At 33.2% G+C, this 20,085-nt stretch carries 20 protein-coding genes and 2 tRNA genes; 11 read left to right on the forward strand and 11 right to left on the reverse strand.

Annotated features, from left to right (window positions below; genetic code table 11):
• Positions 1–43 precede the first annotated feature (43 nt).
• From DFQ02_RS12165 to DFQ02_RS12185, 5 genes are all read left to right on the forward strand, one after another.
• Positions 44–601, forward strand: a complete 558-nt coding sequence (locus DFQ02_RS12165) for an NUDIX hydrolase (protein ID WP_116524715.1) — start codon at positions 44–46, stop codon at positions 599–601.
• On the forward strand, positions 598–1,269 hold the full coding sequence (locus DFQ02_RS12170; RefSeq protein WP_116524716.1) for a PrsW family intramembrane metalloprotease: 672 nt from the start codon (positions 598–600) through the stop codon (positions 1,267–1,269). Before DFQ02_RS12165 ends, DFQ02_RS12170 begins: the two co-directional genes overlap by 4 nt.
• A 132-nt stretch (positions 1,270–1,401) precedes the next feature.
• Positions 1,402–1,887: an acetyl-CoA carboxylase biotin carboxyl carrier protein subunit gene (locus DFQ02_RS12175; protein ID WP_116524717.1), complete on the forward strand. Its 486-nt coding sequence runs from the start codon at positions 1,402–1,404 to the stop codon at positions 1,885–1,887.
• Between the two features lie 3 nt (positions 1,888–1,890).
• On the forward strand, positions 1,891–3,330 hold the full coding sequence (locus DFQ02_RS12180) for an acetyl-CoA carboxylase biotin carboxylase subunit (protein ID WP_116524718.1): 1,440 nt from the start codon (positions 1,891–1,893) through the stop codon (positions 3,328–3,330).
• A gap of 6 nt (positions 3,331–3,336) precedes the next feature.
• Positions 3,337–4,878 carry an acyl-CoA carboxylase subunit beta gene (locus DFQ02_RS12185; RefSeq protein WP_116524719.1) on the forward strand — a complete coding sequence of 514 codons (1,542 nt, stop codon included), beginning with the start codon at positions 3,337–3,339 and terminating at the stop codon, positions 4,876–4,878.
• A gap of 55 nt (positions 4,879–4,933) precedes the next feature.
• Here DFQ02_RS12185 and DFQ02_RS12190 read toward each other — a convergent pair whose 3' ends face one another.
• Entirely contained in the window at positions 4,934–5,509 is a 576-nt protein-coding gene (locus tag DFQ02_RS12190; protein WP_116524720.1) for a YceI family protein, read from the reverse strand.
• A 159-nt stretch (positions 5,510–5,668) separates the two neighbouring features.
• A complete protein-coding gene (locus DFQ02_RS12195; protein ID WP_116524721.1) occupies positions 5,669–6,259 on the reverse strand; it encodes a Crp/Fnr family transcriptional regulator in 591 nt (196 codons plus the stop codon).
• Positions 6,260–6,332: 73 nt separating this feature from the next.
• Between DFQ02_RS12195 and DFQ02_RS12200 the strand changes: the two genes are divergently transcribed.
• Positions 6,333–7,544 (forward strand): multidrug effflux MFS transporter, encoded by a 1,212-nt coding sequence (locus DFQ02_RS12200; RefSeq protein WP_245940263.1) that lies wholly within the window; start codon positions 6,333–6,335, stop codon positions 7,542–7,544.
• A 266-nt stretch (positions 7,545–7,810) separates the two neighbouring features.
• Positions 7,811–8,428, forward strand: coding sequence for a fumarylacetoacetate hydrolase family protein (locus tag DFQ02_RS12205; protein WP_116524722.1), 618 nt, complete (start codon positions 7,811–7,813; stop codon positions 8,426–8,428).
• A 48-nt stretch (positions 8,429–8,476) separates the two neighbouring features.
• Here DFQ02_RS12205 and DFQ02_RS12210 read toward each other — a convergent pair whose 3' ends face one another.
• Positions 8,477–9,442, reverse strand: coding sequence for an FKBP-type peptidyl-prolyl cis-trans isomerase (locus tag DFQ02_RS12210; RefSeq protein ID WP_116524723.1), 966 nt, complete (start codon positions 9,440–9,442; stop codon positions 8,477–8,479).
• 160 nt (positions 9,443–9,602) lie between these two features.
• Between DFQ02_RS12210 and DFQ02_RS12215 the strand changes: the two genes are divergently transcribed.
• On the forward strand, positions 9,603–9,974 hold the full coding sequence (locus DFQ02_RS12215; protein WP_116524724.1) for an RNA-binding S4 domain-containing protein: 372 nt from the start codon (positions 9,603–9,605) through the stop codon (positions 9,972–9,974).
• A gap of 165 nt (positions 9,975–10,139) precedes the next feature.
• A complete protein-coding gene (locus DFQ02_RS12220) occupies positions 10,140–10,643 on the forward strand; it encodes a phosphoribosyltransferase domain-containing protein (protein WP_116524838.1) in 504 nt (167 codons plus the stop codon).
• Here the strand turns inward: DFQ02_RS12220 and DFQ02_RS12225 are convergent.
• Complete coding sequence (locus DFQ02_RS12225) at positions 10,635–11,153, reverse strand: shikimate kinase (protein WP_116524725.1); 519 nt, start codon at positions 11,151–11,153, stop codon at positions 10,635–10,637. The genes DFQ02_RS12220 and DFQ02_RS12225 overlap by 9 nt on opposite strands.
• 142 nt (positions 11,154–11,295) lie before the next feature.
• On the opposite strand from DFQ02_RS12225, the gene DFQ02_RS12230 reads away from it, so the two are divergent.
• Both DFQ02_RS12230 and DFQ02_RS12235 read left to right on the forward strand, forming a co-directional pair.
• Positions 11,296–11,368: transfer RNA gene (locus tag DFQ02_RS12230), tRNA-Lys, on the forward strand.
• A 148-nt stretch (positions 11,369–11,516) separates the two neighbouring features.
• Positions 11,517–11,600: transfer RNA gene (locus DFQ02_RS12235), tRNA-Leu, on the forward strand.
• 42 nt (positions 11,601–11,642) lie between these two features.
• On the opposite strand, the gene DFQ02_RS12240 is transcribed toward DFQ02_RS12235, so the two are convergent.
• The 7 genes from DFQ02_RS12240 to DFQ02_RS12270 form a co-directional block, all read right to left on the reverse strand.
• The gene (locus DFQ02_RS12240) at positions 11,643–12,059 is read right to left on the reverse strand and encodes a VOC family protein (RefSeq protein WP_116524726.1); all 417 of its coding nucleotides are present in this window, start codon (positions 12,057–12,059) and stop codon (positions 11,643–11,645) included.
• A gap of 13 nt (positions 12,060–12,072) precedes the next feature.
• Entirely contained in the window at positions 12,073–12,402 is a 330-nt protein-coding gene (locus DFQ02_RS12245; RefSeq protein WP_116524727.1) for a hypothetical protein, read from the reverse strand.
• 43 nt (positions 12,403–12,445) lie between these two features.
• Entirely contained in the window at positions 12,446–13,981 is a 1,536-nt protein-coding gene (locus DFQ02_RS12250; protein ID WP_116524728.1) for a carbon-nitrogen hydrolase family protein, read from the reverse strand.
• Between the two features lie 2 nt (positions 13,982–13,983).
• Positions 13,984–14,958 (reverse strand): deoxyhypusine synthase family protein, encoded by a 975-nt coding sequence (locus DFQ02_RS12255; protein ID WP_116524729.1) that lies wholly within the window; start codon positions 14,956–14,958, stop codon positions 13,984–13,986.
• A 1-nt stretch (position 14,959) separates the two neighbouring features.
• The gene (speB, locus tag DFQ02_RS12260; RefSeq protein WP_116524730.1) at positions 14,960–15,886 is read right to left on the reverse strand and encodes an agmatinase; all 927 of its coding nucleotides are present in this window, start codon (positions 15,884–15,886) and stop codon (positions 14,960–14,962) included.
• A gap of 3 nt (positions 15,887–15,889) precedes the next feature.
• Complete coding sequence (locus DFQ02_RS12265) at positions 15,890–17,338, reverse strand: arginine decarboxylase (protein ID WP_116524731.1); 1,449 nt, start codon at positions 17,336–17,338, stop codon at positions 15,890–15,892.
• A 404-nt stretch (positions 17,339–17,742) separates the two neighbouring features.
• The gene (locus DFQ02_RS12270; RefSeq protein WP_116524732.1) at positions 17,743–20,010 is read right to left on the reverse strand and encodes a tetratricopeptide repeat protein; all 2,268 of its coding nucleotides are present in this window, start codon (positions 20,008–20,010) and stop codon (positions 17,743–17,745) included.
• Positions 20,011–20,085: the final 75 nt, after the last annotated feature.

A 20,085-nucleotide genomic window follows, 5' to 3' on the forward strand; every position in this document is an offset into this window, starting at 1 on the left:
TCGCATTGCTATTAATGATAAGTCAACTTTTTGTGTTTTTATTATGGACGAACTTATAGACATTGTTGATGCCAACGGCAACCCTACAGGACAATCAGAATTAAAATCTGTAATCCACCAAAAAGGTCTTTACCATAACACAACACATGTTTGGTTTTATAATAAAGATGGTCATATATTATTATCACAACGGTCTGCAGAAAAAACTATTTGTCCGTTAATGTGGGACGTTTCAGTTGCTGGACATGTAGATTCAGGTGAATCTATTAAACAAGCTGCCGTAAGGGAAACATCGGAAGAAATAAATTTACCAATTTTAGAATCTGATTTAAATAAAATTGGTGTTTTTAAATGTTTCCAAAGTTACGATAGTGGTATAAAAGACTTTGAGTTTCACAATACTTTTATAGCTGAATTACGCAGGCCAATATCTACGTTAACTCCCCAAAAAGGAGAGGTTGAATCACTTAAGTTGGTGTCATTTGAAAAATTCCAGAAACTAATTGCAACCTTAGGCAATAATGGTAATCACTTTGTACCATCAAATAAAAGTTACTATGAGTTTGTACTTAAAAAAATAATGGAAACTATACATTCATGAATTTACTTCTACTTGCCGTTGCTCCCGTTCTTATAGTCATTTTTTATATATATTATAAAGACAAATACGAAAAAGAACCTAAGCGCTTCCTGTTGTCTAATTTTTTACTGGGAGCTATAGTAAGTATAATAGTAACTACTATCATTTACTATATTATTGGTACCCTCTTGGAATTTAATCGAAATAGTGTCTTCCAACAATTCCTATATGCCTTTTTTGTAGTAGGTTTTTCAGAGGAGTTTAGTAAATACATTATTGTTAGGTACTACGCACAACCAAATAAACAGTTTAATGAACCTTTTGATGGTATTATTTATGCTGTTATGGTATCTATGGGGTTTGCAGCCACAGAAAACATTTTTTATGTTTTAGAAGGTGGTTACCAAACCGCTTTATTGAGAGCTTTTACGGCAGTTCCTGCTCACGCTACCTTTGGGGTTTTAATGGGATATTTTATGGGTAAAGCTAAATTCGGTAAAAATAAAGCCCTATTAAATTTAACAGGTTTATTATTGGCTACTGGTTTCCACGGTGCCTACGACTTTTTTCTGTTTATAGATTTTATCCCTGGTATTTGGATAGGTGCTTTTGTTTCTCTGATTGTTGCTATAATCCTTTCTAGAAAAGCCATTAAAAGACACCTAGCCAGCTCTAATTTCAAACCATAAGACAGATTAATATGATGATTTTCATGTTTTTAAATTACTAGTTGAATACGTTTATTGCCTTTTTTGTGTATTACATGTTGTATAATGTCTAATACATAATAACTATATTTACCTAAACCAATTATTCTAAGTATGAATAAGATTTTCAAAACTAAGGTTAACAATACTTTTGATTTTGAAATTGATACCGAGGACGTCACTAAACTTGATGCGGTAGAGGTTTCAAAATCTAAATTTCATATTCTTCAAAACAACAAGTCTTACAATGCTACTATTGTTGAGCACAATTTTAACAATAAAGCCTATAAGATTAAAATAAACAAAAACGTTTATGAAGTAAGCATTTTTAATGATTTAGATTTTCTGATTAAAGCAATGGGGTTTGCTATAGGCTCATCAATTCATATAAATTCGATCAAGGCTCCTATGCCTGGACTAATCCTAGAGATTAATGTAAAAGTAGGGCAAGAAGTAAAAGAGGATGATACATTACTTATTCTTGAGGCTATGAAAATGGAAAATGTAATCTCTTCTCCAAGAGATGGTATCATAAAATCCATAACTACCCAAAAAAATGATGCTGTTGAAAAAAACCAATTGTTAATTGAATTTGAATAGATCATGAAAAAAATATTAGTTGCAAACCGAGGAGAAATTGCCATTAGAGTTATGAGTACAGCACAAAAAATGGGTATTAAAACTGTTGCTGTATATTCTAAAGTAGATAGAAATGCACCTCATGTAAAATTTGCTGATGAGGCTGTTTGTATAGGTGAAGCTCCATCGAGTCAATCGTACTTAAGAGGTGATAAAATTATTGAGGTTGCTAAACAACTCCATGTTGATGGTATTCATCCTGGATACGGATTTTTGAGTGAAAATGCTGATTTTGCTGAATTATGTGAAGCCAATGATATTATTTTTATCGGACCACGGTCTAAAGCTATTAAAATGATGGGCGATAAGTTGGCCGCCAAGGAAGCCGTTAAAGATTACAATATACCAATGGTGCCTGGAGTAGACCATGCCATTACTGACCCAAAAGAGGCCATTGACATTGCTAAAAGAATTGGTTTTCCTATTCTCATAAAAGCTGCAGCTGGTGGCGGAGGTAAAGGTATGCGTATTGTTGAAAAAGAAAAAGACGTTGAGAGTCAGATGAAACGTGCCATTAGTGAGGCAACATCAGCTTTTGGAGACGGTTCTGTATTTATTGAAAAATATGTCACCTCACCAAGGCATATTGAAATACAAGTTATGGCAGATATGCATGGAAACTATCTCCATTTCTTTGAACGAGAATGTTCTGTGCAACGACGCCATCAAAAAGTAGTTGAAGAGGCACCTTCATCTGTTTTATCTCCTCAACTTAGGGATAAGATGGGGCAAGCAGCAATAAATGTTGCTAAATCTTGTGATTATATTGGTGCAGGAACGGTAGAGTTTCTATTAGATGCAGATCATAATTTCTACTTCCTAGAAATGAACACACGCTTGCAAGTTGAACATCCGGTAACTGAATTAATAACTAATGTAGACCTGGTAGAGCTTCAAATTAATGTAGCGCGTGGCGAAGCACTAAAAATTAAACAAGACGATTTAAAAATTCTGGGGCATGCCTTAGAATTAAGAGTTTATGCAGAAGACCCTTTGAACGATTTCCTTCCTAGTGTTGGTAATTTAAGTACTTACAAACTCCCTGTTGGAGACGGCATAAGAGTTGATAATGGTTTTGAAGAAGGTATCGATATTCCTATCTATTATGACCCCATGCTTTCAAAATTAATTACTTACGGAAAAACCAGAGAAGCAGCCATTCAACTCATGATTAAGGCCATAGACAACTATCATATTGAGGGGGTTGTAACCACGTTGCCATTTGGTAAATTTGTTTGCGGACATGAAGCATTCCGTTCTGGTAATTTTGACACTCACTTTGTAAAGAAATATTATGCGCCTGAAGCACTTCAAAGGGATACTGAAAATGAAGCTAAAATTGCCGCTTTATTAGCTTTGAAACAATATTTAGTAGACCAAAAACTTTTAAGGATACCAAACTAAGCACTTATGGATTCAAGAATAAAAAAACTTAATGAACGTATTGCATTAGCTCACTTGGGTGGCGGACAAGAACGTATAGACAAACAACACTCTAAAAAAAAACTAACTGCCAGAGAGCGTATTGACTATTTATTAGATGAGGGCTCTTTTGAAGAAATTGGTGTTTTAGTAACTCACAGAACGACCGATTTTGGTATGGACAAAGAAATATATTTTGGAGATGGAGTAGTAACGGGCTACGGAACTGTTAATGGCAGATTAATTTACGTTTATGCGCAAGATTTCACCGTCTTTGGAGGGGCTTTATCTGAAACCCATGCCGAAAAGATTTGTAAAATCATGGATATGGCTGTTAAGGTAGGCGCACCAATTGTAGGCTTAAATGACTCCGGAGGTGCTAGAATTCAAGAAGGTGTTAAATCTTTAGGTGGGTATGCCGATATTTTTTACAGAAATGTTAGAGCATCGGGTGTTGTTCCTCAAATTTCTGCTATTATGGGACCTTGTGCTGGTGGTGCTGTATATTCTCCGGCTATAACAGATTTTACCCTTATGGTTGAGAATACTAGCTATATGTTTGTAACAGGCCCTAATGTGGTAAAAACAGTCACCAATGAGGAAGTAAGTAGCGAAGAACTTGGTGGAGCCTATACCCACGCTTCTAAATCTGGAGTGGCTCATAAAATTTCTGCTAATGATATTCAATGTTTAGAAGATATCAAAAAACTCTTAAGTTACATACCACAAAACAATAGAGAAACTCCTGAAAAGCTAGTATTCAAACCTAATGACGAAATACGAGAAGTTTTGTCAGATATTGTTCCTGAAAACCCCAACAAACCCTATGATATGCATGAGGTTATTGCAGGTATTATTGATGAAGATTCCTTTTATGAAATTCATAAAGATTATGCCGAAAATATAATTGTAGGTTTTGGCCGTTTAGGAGGTAGAAGTATTGGTATTATAGCCAACCAGCCTATGTTTTTAGCGGGGGTACTTGATGTTAAGAGTTCTAAAAAAGCGGCTAGGTTTACGCGTTTCTGTGATTGTTTTAATATCCCTTTGTTAGTATTAGTAGATGTTCCTGGGTTTTTACCAGGTACCGATCAAGAATGGAATGGCATTATAGTGCATGGAGCAAAACTCCTTTATGCATTAAGTGAAGCTACGGTACCAAGAGTTACGGTAATAACCAGAAAAGCTTATGGCGGCGCTTATGATGTAATGAATTCAAAGCATATTGGAGCAGACTTTAACTATGCATGGCCTGGAGCCGAAATTGCGGTAATGGGTGCCAAAGGGGCTAGTGAAATTATATTTAGGCGTGAAATAGCTGCTGCTGAAAATCCTACAGAAAAGCTTGCTGAAAAAGAAGCAGAATATGCCGAAAAGTTTGCAAACCCATACAGAGCTGCCAGACGTGGGTTTATTGATGAAGTAATTTTACCAAAAAACACTAGAAGAAAATTAATTAAAACATTTTCTATGCTTGAAGGCAAACAAGTGGAGAGTCCTAATCGTAAGCATGGTAATATTCCCCTATAATAGAAAAAGCACCTAAAAAAAAAGGTGCTTTTAAAAATACAAATGTTATGAAGGATTAAAATTCTAAATCTGTAATTAAATCGAATTCATCATAAATTACTTTATCTTGTAAGTTATCGAAAAAACTTGACGAACCATATCTAACATCGTACTTACTTCTATCAATCTTTAAATTAGCCGTAGCTTTACTACCATAAATAGAGATAGTAAATTCTACAGGATTTGTTTTCCCTTTTATAGTCAAGTCTCCTACAACCTTATAAGCATTTTTACCTGAAACCTCAACGTTAGTAAAAACTAAAGTAGCTTCTGGATAAGTAGCAACACCAAAAAAATCATCAGACTTTAAATGTCCATCTAATTTGTCTTTCCAGTTTCCTTCTAAATCAGTAGTATTGATACTAGTCATATCCATAACAAACTCACCCCCTACAAGCTTATCATCTTCGAAAGTTAAAACTCCTGACTTTAAGTTTATAGTACCTTGATGAGATCCTGTCACCTTGTAACCTTTCCATATTACTTTACTACTTTCTACTTTAATTTCTTTTTTTTCGTCTTCAACTGTATTGAAAGCAAACGATAAAAATAATACTGTTGCTAATCCTAATGTTTTCATTATGTTTTTCATGTGTTTAATATTTTTTATTTACAAATATTTTAATGAAAAGCTCTCTAAACAAGTAAACACTCGTTTATTTTGCTTAAGTAATTGTAATACAAATATCTAGAATAATCTCTTAGAAGAAAATAAGGTAGTTTATGAAATAATGTTAAACTAGATTAACTTTTATTCTGAAGCCAACTCGCTTTTAATTTTACTAAGAAACTCCTTGGTGATACCTAAATAAGAAGCTATCATATATTGAGGTATACGCTGTTCTATTTCGGGATATTGTTCCTTAAAATGAAGATATTGCTCTTTAGCAGTTAAACTAAAATTTCTAACAATTCTTTTTTGGGAAGCTACAAAAGCACGCTCTAACATCATTCTAAACAAGCGTTCAAGTTTAGGAACTTTTTTTAGTAGTTCTTCTTGCCCGTAATATGAAAACTGAATCGTTTCGGTTTCTTCTAAGCATTGTACGTTATAATCTGCAGACGATTGCGTTATAAAACTTCCAATATCCGAAGTCCACCAGTCTTCAATAGCAAACATAATGATATGTTCCTGCCCTTTATCATCTACATAAAAAGTTTTGGTGCATCCAGAAAGAATAAAACTACTGTATTTACAAACATCACCTTGTTGTACAATGTATTGTCCTTTTAAATATTTTCTGTATTTAACGCTCGACAATACAATAGTTTCTTCTTCATGAGTCAGGGTTACAAATCTGTTTATGTACTCCAATAAAGGTTGTGCTTTTGCCTGAATCATGTGCCTAATAATCTACAATCATTGTAACTATTCATAACAACAAAAATAAAGAATATTAGGTTACTTTTGCTCCATGCAAAACAGAAACTCTTTTAAAATAGAATTTGTGGCATTGATGGCTTCATTAATGTCTTTAGTAGCGCTTTCTATTGATGCGTTATTACCGGGATTACCAGACATTGGAAATGATTTAGGGGTCTCAAATCCTAATGACAATCAATTACTGATTACCATGATTTTTTTAGGACTTGGTTTTGGTCAATTAATTTTTGGTCCGTTATCCGACAGTTTTGGAAGAAAGCCTCTAGTATATGTTGGTTTTCTTGTTTTTATTGTTGCTAGTATTATTTGCTTGACCACTAAAAGTTTTGAAATGATGATTCTTGGACGTGTTCTTCAAGGTATTGGTTTATCTTCTCCAAGAACCTTGAGTCTTGCCATTATTAGAGATTCTTATAGTGGAAACTATATGGCAAAAATTATGTCTATTGTTGTCATGGTATTTATTTTAGTTCCTGTCATTGCACCCGCTATGGGACAATTAGTTTTAAATTTTTATAGTTGGCATTCCATATTCTACATTAATCTGATTTATGGTTTGCTAATTATGTTGTGGTTCTGGAAACGACAAGACGAAACCTTAGCCAAAGAGCATAGAATTAAATTAACTTCCCATTTATTCATAGATGGTGTTAAAGAATTTGTAAAACATAGAGATGCTGTGGCTTTCACAATTGTCTCTGGATTTATCACTGGATCTTTTATGGTATACTTAAGTACCTCTCAACAAATATTTGAACAACAATACCATTTAGCTGATTTGTTTCCTTATATCTTTGCTTGTCTAGCCATTTCTGTTGGTTTAGCTACTTATCTAAACAGTGTACTTGTAGTTAAACATGGCATGTGGAAAATTGCTCACAGAGCTGCAGCAGCTTATGCGTTTATATCACTTGCATATGTTGCTATGTTTTGGTCTGGACAAAATCCTGATATTAAGGTATTGTTAGGCTTTTTTGCTATACAATTTTTTGCAGTAGGATTTCTTTTTGGAAATTTAAGAGCTTTAGCCATGCAACCGCTTGGGCATATAGCTGGTATTGGAGCTGCAATTAATGGGTTTGTTTCTACCGTTATGGCGGTGCCAATTGCAAACTATATTGGTGGTTTTATAACTGATTCTGTACTACCTCTTTTTATAGGATTTTCTGCTTTTGGAGTACTTTCTTTCCTAACTTTTGTAATCTTAAAAAAGATAGAAAACACTATAGATATTCAACATTAAGCACATTGATTTGATACTGTTTATAATATGTATCATTAAACTTTCTCTTGTGAATTTTCTTTTTTAATTAGATATGGTATTTCTGCATTAGAGATTGAGCGCCTATTGGAGCTCTTTTAAAACAACTAGCGAAAGCCCGACGACTTTCTTTGTGAGAATGAAATGCCAAACTAAAAATGGTTTTAATTGATAATTTCTGCTATAATCTATTTGTCAATTCATTATTTTTACGGCTTCAAATTAACTAAAGTTTAAAAAGAAATACAATGAAAATAATTGGAATTGGAAAGAATTATGTAACTGATAAAAGTGAAATAGCCAATCTAAAAAACGGTGACCAACTCATTTTTTTAAAAGCAGATAGTACATTGGTTACAGGAAACAGAGATGTAGCATATCCGTCTCATATTTCGAATGAAATTGTTTACGAGGTAGAACTTGTTGCTAAAATTGGGAAAGTAGGTAAAAATATTTCTGAGGCCGAAGCATCTTCATACATAAGTGATTTTGCCGTAGGTATTGATTATACGGCTAAAGATTTACTTAATAATAGTAGAGAAAAAAAGTTTCCATGGGCCTTGAGCAAGAGTTTTGATGGAGCATCTCCTATTTCTAATTTCAAGCCAATTTCTGAGTTTCCAGATTTAGAAAATATAAATTTTGACCTGAAGATAAATGGTGAGCAGATTCAAGTTGGAAATACAGCATTTATGATTTACAATTTTTCTGAAATCATAGCTTACGTATCTAAATTCATGACCCTAAATCCGGGAGATTTAATCTTTACTGGAACTCCTGCTGATGGTATTGGTTTAATTAATAAAGGTGACCATTTACAAGCTTCAATTGAGGGAACATTAATGCTGGATTTTAAGATGATTTAAACCTAACGAAAAAACACTTCTAAAGAAGTGTTTTTTCGTATGATACAATTAGTTAGATTCTGTTTCCTCGGGATCTAGATATTTAGCTATGCCATTTTTACCAATATCATTGGTAGGATCTCCATCACCATCAATATCTTCATTGGCTGTTGGAATACCGTCTCCGTCATCATCAGGGTCAAAATAATTTGGAATACCGTCCTCATCAGTATCATCACCATCAATAACACCAATAGCTGAATTAATATTAAAATCACCATCGTCATTTAAGTCTTCTTTATGGGAAGGAATACCATCATTATCATGGTCATTTTCGGTGGTAGCTATTAATTCAAACTTAAAGATTAGTGGTGAATAAGCTGGTATAAGTGATTGGGCATTCTGATAATACCCTAAACCAGAAGGTAAAAACATAACACCAATTCCAGGATTACTAAAACTAATTGTTCCATCACCATTATCAACATAACCTGCAGCCACATTAAACTGTGGAAAAACTCTTCTCCAGCCAGGAATTAACGTTGTTAAATCAAAATAAGTATCAGGATTTACCTTACTATCAAATGCATCGTCTAAATTATTCAAATCTGCATCTAAAGTATACCCCTCATAGGTTGCCAATACATTATCAGCAAAAGTTGGTGACTCAGCTCCTCCTCCATTGTTTAGGTTAAGTATGTAATACTCATAATTAGCATCTGCAAAAACAGTTTTTTTAGAGGTTCCTACAGCATTAATCAATAAAGAATCGGCGTTTTCTGAAATGCTAAGCCCTTGCGTACTTAGAATCTGTAAATCAGTAATTTTCGGGTTGCTATTTCCTTCAAAAGCACTTTTATTATAATAATGGGTTTCTAAAAACTCTACCAAAGAATCGTTATCTATTATTTGTTGTTCATATCTATCTCTAATTTCAACAACAATCACATCGTCACTAGCTTCATCATTTTTATTGCATGATAAAAAACAAAACACCATACATAATGCAAATAGACCTATTTTTTCTAATTTCATTTTAATATTTTTTCGACTTAAATTAAAACACCATCTAACTCTATAAACTGATAACTTCAATTCTGGTTTAAATTCCTAATAATGTTTATTTTTGAGGCGCAAGATACAATTTTAAAGCCATCTTGTACAATAACATTAACGTAGTTTTACAAATAATTATATGCGTATTGATAAGTATTTATGGTGCGTTAGGTATTATAAAACCAGATCATTGGCTACTACTGCTTGCAAAAAAGGACAGGTAAAAGTAAATCAAGATACGGTAAAGCCTGGTAGGGAAATTTTTCCACAAGATGTTATTGAGTTAAGAAAAAATCAAATTAATTATAGATTAACTGTTAATGACATCCCAGATAGTAGAGTTGGCGCTAAGTTGGTTGATATTTATAGAACAGACACCACTCCTAAAGAACAATTTGAAGCTCAAGAACTTTTAAGATACTCTAAGGACTACTACCGAAAAAAAGGCATAGGCAGACCCACAAAAAAAGATAGGCGCGATATTGATAGTTTTACCGATGAAAATGAATAATCCTTTTTGATAAAGACAACATTTTGCCTATCAAAGTTTTGTGTAATTTATTTGAACATATTAAACAACATAGTTAGTTTACAGAAATTTTTTATTTGATTTATAGTGAATCTATAAATGAAAAAAATCCTGTACTTTTATACTTTAATTTTTGAAAAAAAGCATATGACCGTAAAAAATAATGTGATTTTAAATCATACCGAAATCAACCATAAAATAAGACGCATTGCTTTTCAAATATATGAGAGCAATGTAAATGAAGAAGAAGTTATTTTAGCTGGTATTGATAAAAATGGTTACGTGTTTGCAAAAAAATTAAAAACAGCACTTCAAAAAATATCGGATATTGAACCCATTTTATGTAAAGTGAGTATTGATAAAAAAAATCCGCAGTCTGAAATAAAAACTTCAATATCAGAATCAGAATACAAGAACAAATCCTTAGTATTGGTTGATGATGTTTTAAACTCTGGAACCACCCTTATTTATGGGGTTAAACATTTTTTAAATGTACCTTTAAAACAATTTAAAACAGCTGTTTTGGTTAACAGAAATCATAAAAAATATCCTGTAAAGGCAGATTTTAAAGGTATTTCTTTATCTACCTCCTTGCATGAACACGTCAATGTGGTTTTAGAGGGAAAAGTATTTGAAGCTGTTTTAGAGTAGCTTCATAACCTCTTTAGTAATTTTGTCTTTAGACTTATCGTCCGTATTTACAACATATTCTGCTCTATTGTAAAAAGGCATTCGCTCAAATATATGCTTACCAATAAATTCTGCCAAAGCGTCTTCGGTTTGAATATGAGCTATTAAAGGACGTTTTGCTTTCTTTTTAATTAGTTTTTTTGCAAGTTTTGGTATTGAAGATTTTAAATAAATACTTTTAGCATACTTATTACTTAAAATAATGTCCATATTATTTCCAAAACAAGGTGTACCCCCACCCAAAGACAAAATGAGGTTTTTGTCTGTTTCAAGAAGTTGTTTTAAATATTCTGTTTCTTTCTTTCTAAAATAAATTTCGCCTTTTGACTCAAAGATTTCTTTCACACTAGCGTTTTCTTTTTCTTCAATAAAATCATCTAAATCTATTAAATCAAAATCTAATTTCTTAGACAACCTTCTACCTATTGAAGACTTACCAGAACCCATATATCCAATTAAAACAACTACCATTTTTACGCTATAATTTGATTATTAAAAACATACGATTTAGCGTGGCAAAAAAACAAAAATTTATTCAAAAAAAGTATTGTTTTATTAATTAAACATTATATATTTGCACCCGCAAACAAGGAACAACCTTTGTTTTACTTAAGACTAGGTAGCTCAGCTGGTAGAGCATAACACTTTTAATGTTAGGGTCCTGGGTTCGAGCCCCAGCCTGGTCACTTATTAAGATTATTAATAAACCTTACTAACATAAATAGTAAGGTTTTTTTATTTAAAATGAATCTAATAATATTTAGTCAATCTAAATTCACTTGATTAGAAGACTAATTTTTATATTTGCGGTCACAACAGGTTGCAATATAAATTGCACACGTGGCGGAATTGGTAGACGCGCTGCCTTGAGGGGGCAGTGTCCTTAAGGATGTGGAGGTTCGAATCCTCTCGTGTGCACATTCAATAAAAAAGGTTTAGAAATTTATTCTAAACCTTTTTTTAGGATGCAAAAATTTCTCTGGCACTTTTAAAACTTTTAAACTCAATCATATAACCATTAGGGTCCTTTACAAAAAAGGACAAGTGCTCGCCTATTTTATGCTCCATAAAAGACACCTCTGTGGTAACCTCTAAATTACTATCCTGAAAAAGTTTTGTATAAAGTTCTCCCCAATAATCAGTATCTACTATTACACCAAAATGAAAGGAAGGCAATACATGATCTCCTAACCTGTAGTCTTTAAAGTTAAAGTTGAAATCACCCGATTTTGTAAAAGTAATCTGATTTCCATAAAGATTCACATCAAGCCATGTTTCTGTATGCCTACCTAAAGGCATCCCCAAAACTTCTGTATAAAATTTCCTTGTTTCGCTTATATCTTTACAAGGTAGTGCTAAGTGAAATTTTGCATTCATAAGAGATGCTTTATTATTCTATATCTTCTTCTCCGTCTAAGAGTTCTATATCCTCAACGTTAGAGTCATCATTGGAGTCATTATCATCATCAGAATCTAAGTCATCATCTGAAAAATCTTCCATAGCCTTAACAAGTTTGACGCCTACTTTTACCAAATATTTGGTGTCCGCTGTTATGACTTCAACTGCTTCAATAACCTCATTATGTTGATTTCTAAAGGATATTATTTGATCATCATCATAACCATCTGGATATTTTTCTACTAATAAGGCTAATATCTCTGGAGTTAACTTTTTAAAATCTACAATGACACGCTTTAAATTATCGTTTCTATTTTTCATAGGGTTGGTTTTATGATAAGGGTTGTTTTATTTTATAAATATACTATTTATGACTATCCTTTCTAATGACATCATAAAAATCTTTTCGCCTGTCCTTTAAATTTTTTACAGCTCCAAAATAATGAAGCTCTCTTAACAAACTGATATCTACATCAGCCACTAAAATCATTTCTGTATTTGGTGTAGCTTCTGCTTTTATCCCATTGCTAGGAAAAGAGAAATCACATGGTGTAAAAACAGCAGATTGTGCGTATTGAATATCCATATTATTAACGTTTGGTAAATTTCCAACACTACCAGCTATAGCTACATAACATTCGTTTTCTATAGCTCTGGCTTGAGCACATAAACGCACTCTAGAATAGCCATTTTGAGTATCGGTTAAAAACGGAACAAAAAGAATATCCATACCTTCATCTGCCAACAATCTGGACAATTCTGGAAACTCAGAATCATAACAAATCAAAACGCCCACTTTACCACAATCGGTATCAAAAGTTTTTAACTTATTACCCCTTTGCATACCCCATACTTTAGATTCATCAGGCGTAACATGTATTTTTTCATAGCGTTCAACGTTACCGTCTCGCTTGCATAAATAACCCACATTATATAGCTTATCATTTACAACCTCTGGCATACTACCAGAAATAATGTTAATGTTATAACTTATGGATAGCTCCTTTAACTTTTCAACTATTCTATTAGTAAATTTAGCTAATTCTCTAATAGCTTCTGGTTCATGCAAATGATTGAATTCTGCCATTAAAGGTGCATTGAAAAACTCTGGCAATAAAGCAAAATCGCTCCTGTAAGCTGATACACTATCAATAAAATATTCAACCTGTTGCATTAGTGCATCAAAATTTTTGTAACTGCGCATTTGCCATTGGATAAGTCCTAAACGAACCACCGTTTTTGTGGTGCTAACCTTTTTAGTTGGCTTGGTATAATAAATGTTATCCCACTCCATTAATACTGCATATTCATGAGAAGCAGAATCACCTTCTAAATACCCTTTTAATATCCTAACAGGATGAAAATCATTAGAAATTTGAAAGTTTAAAACAGGGTCATTGATTTCTTTACGTTTTACCTTTTCAATATATGCTTTGGGCGATAAATCTTTATGCTTATGATAATTTGGCATTCTACCTCCAAACACAATGCCTTTAAGATTCAGGTTTTCACAAACCTCTTTTCGGTAATCATATAACCTACGTCCCAGCCGTAATCCTCTATATTCTGGTTTTATAAATACATCAATACCATAAAGTACATCGCCATTAGGGTTGTGATTTTTAAAAGAGTCGCCTGCTATAATATCGGCATAGGTATGATTATCATCAATAGAATCATAATCTACAATTAATGATAACGCACATCCTGCTAACTGACCATCAATTTTAATAACAACCTGTCCTTCTGGAAATAGAGTAGTTAAACGTTCAATATGATGTCTTTTCCAATAGGAGTCCAGCACACCACCATAAGCCTCTAAGGTGGCAACTTTTAATTCTTCAAAGTCATCAACTGTTAGAAATTTTAGCTCAATATTTTCTATACCTTCTACGTTCATATTTACCAACCTAAAAGATAAGCAAAAATTAAAGGTGCTACGATGGTGGCATCACTTTCTATGATAAATTTTGGTGTGTCTATATCTAATTTTCCCCATGTAATTTTTTCATTTGGCACTGCACCAGAGTAAGACCCATAACTTGTGGTAGAATCACTTATTTGACAAAAATAGCTCCAAAAAGGTGTGTCTGTGCGTTCCATGTCTTGATACAACATAGGCACCACACATATAGGAAAATCTCCCGCTATACCTCCTCCAATTTGAAAGAATCCGATACCCTTTGCAGAATTGTTTGTATACCAATCTGCCAAAAAGGTCATATACTCAATCCCAGATTTCATGGTACTAGCATGTAATTCACCTTTTAAAACATAGCTTGCAAAAATATTACCCATGGTACTATCTTCCCACCCCGGGCAAACGATTGGTATGTTTTTTTCAGCAGCAGCATACATCCAAGAATCTTTTACATCAATTTCGTAGTATTGCTCTAAAACACCAGACAACAACATTTTATACATATACTCATGTGGCAAATAGCGTTCTCCTTTACTTTCTGCTTCTTTCCAAATATCAAAAATGTGTGCTTGTAGTTTTCTGAAGGCTTCTTCTTCTGGAATACAAGTATCTGTAACCCTGTTAAGCCCTTTTTCCAATAAGTCCCACTCATCTTTTGGTGTTAAATCTCGATAATTGGGTACCCGTTTATAATGTGAGTGCGCCACCAAGTTCATAATATCTTCTTCAAGGTTGGCTCCTGTACATGAAATTATCTGTACTTTATCCTTACGAATCATTTCTGCAAAACTCTTTCCTAGTTCGGCAGTACTCATAGCTCCAGCTAGAGACACGAGCATTTTAGCTCCATTTTGTAATTGAGCCTCATACCCTTTTGCAGCATCAACCAATGCAGCCGCATTGAAATGCAAATAATGAGTTTCTATAAATTTTGAAATTGGTCCTTTAGTATTCATCTTATTCTACAAATTTTGAAAATCCTTTTTTACTGTAGTTTTCTTGGTATGAGTTATCAAAATCGTCGCCCTCATTACTGTCTAAAAATTTATAGCTCAACATTTTGTAAAACAATTTGGCTGCAAGAAAATCTGATGATTTTTCTTTTGAGTTGGGGTAAAGCCCAACAATATCAAACCCTACCACATTTTTTTCTTCAAATACTTGCTTTAAAAAGTCTAATGTTTCATACCACAATAAACCCCCAGGTTCTGGCTTACCTGTACTTGGTAATATAGACGGATCTAGAGCATCTAAATCGAAAGTAATAAAAACATTGTGCGTCATTTGATCTATAGCAGATTCCATCCAAGAATCATCAGTTGCCATATCATGAGCAAAATAGGTTTTATCAAAATCCATCACAGTGGTTTCACTTACATCCATTGAGCGAAGCCCCACCTGAATAAGGTTTGTATTTTGGCTTGCCTCATAAACTGCGCATGCTTGATTACAACTACTACCTTGATAAGATTTAAACAAATTGGCATGGGCATCTATTTGCAGGACTGTTAAGCTTGGAAACATCTCGTTAAATGCTCGAATTGTGCCAATAGAGACAGAATGCTCACCACCAAACACGGTTACAAATTTGTTTTTTTTAATATACTTTTTTGTTATATCGTGAACCGCTTCTACCATAGCTTCAGGTGAACTTTTTTCTGTAATAGTATCTGCTAAAAATACACCTTGTTTATAGACCTCTGTATCGGTTTCTATATCATAAAGCTCCATGTTTTCTGAAGCCTGTAAAAAAGCCTCAGGACCTTTACCTGCTCCTTTTTGCAAAGTACTTGTACCATCATAAGGCACAGGAATTAATACAATTTTTGATTTATCTAATTTTGCGTATTCCTCTGGAATTCTCGCATAAGTTGTAGTTGTCATTTTTTATTTAAAATAAATTTCTGATACTTCTTTTTTTGGTTCTTGCTGTTTTTCTGGTTTAACGTAACCTAGAATATTAAGCAAATCTTCACTTTTTTGTTGTTCGCTAAATACTCTTGTAACTATAGATCCGTTAGCATTCCTATCAATTAGAATGTGTTTAGGCGATGGTATTAAGCAATGTTGTAATCCGCCAAAACCACCAATAGTTTCTTGATAAGCTCCTGTATTAAAAAAACCTAAATACAAAGGTTTTTCCTTGTTGTACTTTGGTAGATAAATAGCGTTCATATGCTGCTCGCTGTTATAATAATCATCACTATCACACGTTAACCCGCCTAACAAAACCCGCTCGTAATTATCTTGCCATCGGTTTAATGGTAATAAGATAAAACGTTTATTTATAGCCCAAGTATCTGGTAATGTGGTTATAAACGATGAGTTTATCATGTTCCATTTTTCACGATCGTTTTGTTGTTTTTGATACAACACTTCATAAACAGCACCACCACTTTCACCAACGGTAAAGCTTCCAAATTCAGTAAAAATATTGGGAACCTCAACATCTTCCTCGTCACATGCTAATTGAATTTGATTCACAATCTCATCAACCATATATTCATAATCAAACTCAAAAACTAATGAGTTTTTAATAGGAAAACCACCACCAATATTTAAGCTATTCAATGACGGACATATCTTTTTTAAACTAATGTACACCTTCAAACACTTTAAAAGCTCATTCCAATAGTAGGCGTTATCTCTAATACCTGTATTAATGAAAAAGTGTAACATTTTAAGCTCTACTTTTTCGTTATTAGCTATCTGGCTTTTGTAAAAAGGTACGATATTTTTATAGCCAATTCCCAAGCGAGAAGTATAAAACTCAAATTTTGGTTCTTCTTCAGAAGCTATTCTAATCCCTACATTAAACTTACCCTTTATTTCTTTAGACAGTAAATCTATTTCCTCGTAGTTATCAATAATAGGAATGGCGTTTTTATGACCGTTATTAATTAACCTAGCAATGTTGGTAATATATTGCGCACGTTTAAACCCATTGCTAATAACATAGGTATCGTCGGTAATTTTACCTTCTTCTTTTAAACTTTCTATAATATCAATATCAAAAGCCGACGAGGTTTCGATATGAATATTATTTTTTAAAGCTTCATCTAAAACATGTTTAAAATGTGAACTTTTGGTACAATAACAATAATTGTAATTGCCCTCATAATTATGCTTTTTTATAGCCTTATCAAACCAACCTTTTGCCCTATTAATATTATTTGAAATTTGCGGCAAATAGGTAAATTTTAATGGTGCTCCGTACTGTTTTGTTAATTGCATTAAATCAATACCGTGAAATTGCAATTCTCCTTTGTCAACTTTAAATTCTTCCTGAGGAAAATCAAAGGTTTGATTGATTAAATCAATATATTTTGTGTTCAATGTATAATGTATTGTTGTTAAAAATTAAATTAAAATGTTAACCAATGGTTAAGTTAATAAAAATTTATTTTTATCAAATACGAAATTCTTTGTTTGTGGTAGGCACAAACGCATAAGGCTGCTGTACAGCATAAATTGGAGATACGGAAGTTAGCTTTAAAATTCGGTTACTTAATCTGTAAGCTGCTTTTGAATATGACTTCCTAATTTTCAAAAGCCCGAACGTAAAAACAGTGTTCAATTGTTCAGCTAAGAGTGCTGCAAATGAAATACAAAAAGTTGAATAAAAAAAATATTTGAAAAAATTTTACATCTTTTTTTAATCATTGAAATTCAGTGAGTTAACATAAAAGGCGAATTGTTTTTTTGTTAAAACATAAGCCTTTTCTATATCGAAACTAAACCTACTGCACCTGCCTTAACTGGTTATACATCCCTACATACTGTTGGTTATTTGGATACAATTGTACTAACTGTTGCGCTATGTTTTTAGCCTTGGCTAGCTGCCCTTGTTTTTGATACAAATAAGCCAACACATATAATAAATCACCATTTTGGGGTGCTAGTTTTAAACCTTTAACCAGCACGTTTTCAGCTTCTTTAAAATTATTGAGTTTGTCATACAAAAGGCTTAAGTTGTAATAAAACCTAGTATTTTCTGGCATGTATTTAATAGCTAACTGCATTTGCTCAATAGCTTCCTCCGTTCTATTCTGCTCTCCCAACAATAAAGCATACGAATAATAGGTTTGTCCAAATTCTGGTTCTTGACTTATAATGGTTTTAAATGCTTCTTCAGCTTCTTTAAACTGACTATTTCGGTAATACAAATTAGCCAAATTAGTTCTAATAATGTTGTTTCGGTTATCAATCTCTAAGGCGCTTTCGAACGATTTTATAGCGTTGTACAGATCACCTTTCTTTAAATAATAACTACCACGTTTGGCACGTCCGCCAGCAAAATCAGAGGTTATACTTAAATGCACCTCAAATTCTTTTTTTACCTTTTTATAAGCCTCATTGTATTCCTCTGGAATTTGCAGTTCATCTAGTGAAGCTACGGCAAAAAATGCCTTAACCCTGACCGTGCGTTTTGGGTCCTTTAATAAAGGTAGGAAGTTATTAACATAGTCTTGACTAGGTATTTCACTTAAAACATCAATAGTAGCCCCTCTTACAATGGGCGATTCATCATTTAAAAATTGTAGCATTTTATCAACCACTTCCTGATTTAAATAATTCGTCATGCTATTTATAGCAGATGCTCTGGCTATTTCTGGGTAAAGGGTATCTTTTGCCATAGTAAACAAACCATGATAACCATTGGCTTCACCAGTAAAGCCTGGTGCTAATAGATCTGAAAAATGTGTATAATCTGGTTCACCATAGTTCTTTTTAAAATGTTCCCAAGCCCATTCATTAGATTTATCGCTATGACATCTAATACAAGCATTGGGGGTTCCGTACTTTATACTTTGATCGGGTCTAGGAATTCTAAAACTATGATCGCGCCTGTAATCATTACCCATATAAACTTTACCATCCATATGGCAATTGATACATTGTGCGCCATCCGAACCTGCCTTGTGAAAATGATGCGAGACTACATCGTATTTTGGTTGCTCATGGCACTGCAAACACAAGGTATTTCCCTCAAACCTGAGTTTAAGTGAATGAGGTTCATGACAGTTAGTACAAGTCACATTGTTTTGATACATTTTACTTTGAAGAAAAGACCCATACACATAAACCTCATCTAAAATTTGCCCATCTGGATAGTACAAATTATTGGTAAGCACTTGCGGAAAATAATGATCCATCATAGTACCTTCAAAATTAAAGCACTCAGAATATTGTTCGCGTCTCATATGACACCTAGCACACTGATCTACTAAGTCTTTGGGTGCCGTATTACTGGTCATCCACATTCCTTTGGTAGATTTGTAATTATCATCTAATTTTTGAACTTCTTCCACATGCTTTTTTCCAGGACCGTGACATGCTTCACAATTCACATTAATTATAGCATATTTAGTATCATAGCTATGGTCTGTTTGATTGTAATTCTTTCTAACATTGGTTGAGTGACAGTCGGCACACATATTGTTCCAATTTAACCCACCTCTAGACCAATGTAACCATTCTGAATGCACTACTTTAAAATCTGGATATAAATCAAACCATTTATTTTTTTTGGTATCCCAAGCGGTTCTCAAACACTGGTAATGTCCGTTAGGAAATTTTACTATATATTGTTGTAACGGAGTTACCCCAAAGGTATATTCAATTTTATAATCATGGTTTTTACCATCAGGCCCCTCGGTATTCACATAATAACCATCTTCTTTTTGAAAGAATTTAGAAACTACGCCCTGACTTGAATAGGTGACATTGTTAAAATTGGCAAGAATAGTTTCTTCAGTTGCTATTTGCATAGCTTTATCATGATGTGATCCAGACCACAGTTCAACTTCTTCTTTATGACATTCAGCACAAGCTTTATCTCCCACGAAGTGATCATCTGGTATTAAATGAGATGACACAAAAACATCGTTCTTGTCCACCTCTATATACTGTTGTTTTTTATTGTTACAAGAAGATAACAATAAAACAAAACATATAAATACCAATGTAATGGCGTAAATTTTTTTTGAAACAAGCTTTAAAGACATAGTGTAACTAATAGGTAAACTAGTGTATATGAAAACATCAAAAATAGCTTATAGTGTTGGCTTTACAAAGAAGTT

This window comes from Seonamhaeicola aphaedonensis (assembly GCF_003386195.1).
GTDB lineage: Bacteria > Bacteroidota > Bacteroidia > Flavobacteriales > Flavobacteriaceae > Seonamhaeicola > Seonamhaeicola aphaedonensis.

Coding starts and splice junctions, on each gene's coding strand:
- DFQ02_RS12270 (WP_116524732.1), bottom strand. CDS start 20,010: ATGTCTTTAAAGCTTGTTTCAAAAAAAATTTACGCCATTACATTGGTA.
- DFQ02_RS12195 (WP_116524721.1), bottom strand. CDS start 6,259: ATGATTCAGGCAAAAGCACAACCTTTATTGGAGTACATAAACAGATTT.
- DFQ02_RS12250 (WP_116524728.1), bottom strand. CDS start 13,981: ATGAACGTAGAAGGTATAGAAAATATTGAGCTAAAATTTCTAACAGTT.
- DFQ02_RS12215 (WP_116524724.1), top strand. CDS start 9,603: ATGCGTATTGATAAGTATTTATGGTGCGTTAGGTATTATAAAACCAGA.
- DFQ02_RS12175 (WP_116524717.1), top strand. CDS start 1,402: ATGAATAAGATTTTCAAAACTAAGGTTAACAATACTTTTGATTTTGAA.
- DFQ02_RS12180 (WP_116524718.1), top strand. CDS start 1,891: ATGAAAAAAATATTAGTTGCAAACCGAGGAGAAATTGCCATTAGAGTT.
- DFQ02_RS12210 (WP_116524723.1), bottom strand. CDS start 9,442: ATGAAATTAGAAAAAATAGGTCTATTTGCATTATGTATGGTGTTTTGT.
- speB (WP_116524730.1), bottom strand. CDS start 15,886: ATGACAACTACAACTTATGCGAGAATTCCAGAGGAATACGCAAAATTA.
- DFQ02_RS12185 (WP_116524719.1), top strand. CDS start 3,337: ATGGATTCAAGAATAAAAAAACTTAATGAACGTATTGCATTAGCTCAC.
- DFQ02_RS12220 (WP_116524838.1), top strand. CDS start 10,140: ATGACCGTAAAAAATAATGTGATTTTAAATCATACCGAAATCAACCAT.
- DFQ02_RS12225 (WP_116524725.1), bottom strand. CDS start 11,153: ATGGTAGTTGTTTTAATTGGATATATGGGTTCTGGTAAGTCTTCAATA.
- DFQ02_RS12200 (WP_245940263.1), top strand. CDS start 6,333: ATGCAAAACAGAAACTCTTTTAAAATAGAATTTGTGGCATTGATGGCT.
- DFQ02_RS12165 (WP_116524715.1), top strand. CDS start 44: ATGGACGAACTTATAGACATTGTTGATGCCAACGGCAACCCTACAGGA.
- DFQ02_RS12245 (WP_116524727.1), bottom strand. CDS start 12,402: ATGAAAAATAGAAACGATAATTTAAAGCGTGTCATTGTAGATTTTAAA.
- DFQ02_RS12255 (WP_116524729.1), bottom strand. CDS start 14,958: ATGAATACTAAAGGACCAATTTCAAAATTTATAGAAACTCATTATTTG.
- DFQ02_RS12170 (WP_116524716.1), top strand. CDS start 598: ATGAATTTACTTCTACTTGCCGTTGCTCCCGTTCTTATAGTCATTTTT.
- DFQ02_RS12240 (WP_116524726.1), bottom strand. CDS start 12,059: ATGAATGCAAAATTTCACTTAGCACTACCTTGTAAAGATATAAGCGAA.
- DFQ02_RS12190 (WP_116524720.1), bottom strand. CDS start 5,509: ATGAAAAACATAATGAAAACATTAGGATTAGCAACAGTATTATTTTTA.
- DFQ02_RS12205 (WP_116524722.1), top strand. CDS start 7,811: ATGAAAATAATTGGAATTGGAAAGAATTATGTAACTGATAAAAGTGAA.